This is a genomic window from Oceanospirillum linum (assembly GCF_001995095.2).
Taxonomy (GTDB): Bacteria; Pseudomonadota; Gammaproteobacteria; order Pseudomonadales; family Halomonadaceae; genus Oceanospirillum; species Oceanospirillum linum.
On record NZ_MTSD02000173.1, the window covers coordinates 1 to 410 of the forward strand.

Consider the following 410-nt stretch of genomic DNA (forward strand, 5'->3'; position numbering starts at 1 on the left):
CATTGTAAACGTGCACTCCTTACGCCGTGGCGCGGCAGAGGCCATCGAAGCTATTGCCCATGGGGATGAGCGCAGCTCTAAGGTGGTAGGTAAAACCATCGAAGAGATTGACCTGCCAGAGGGCAGCACTATTGGTGCCATTGTCCGTAATGGTGAGGTGATCATCGCCCATGATGATGTTGTCGTGCAACAGGATGATCACGTCATTATGTTCTTGGTTGATAAGCGTAAGATTCGTGAAGTTGAGCGTTTATTCCAAGTCGGCTTGACCTTCTTCTAATGGCTTTTGCCGCTTATTCGCTAACCGCTTTTGGGCAGATCATACTGATATGAATATTGTCACCACCATGCGAATTTTGGGGATCTTGCTGATGCTGTTCAGCATCACCATGATGCCCTCTATTCTAATC

Annotated in this window: 1 protein-coding gene; it reads left to right on the plus strand. The window is 48.0% G+C overall.

Going from position 1 to position 410, the window contains the following annotated elements:
- Nucleotides 1–280, plus strand: a 280-nt coding sequence (locus BTA35_RS17190) for a TrkA C-terminal domain-containing protein (RefSeq protein ID WP_274378446.1), incomplete at its 5' end; no start/stop codon positions are given.
- Nucleotides 281–410: the final 130 nt, after the last annotated feature.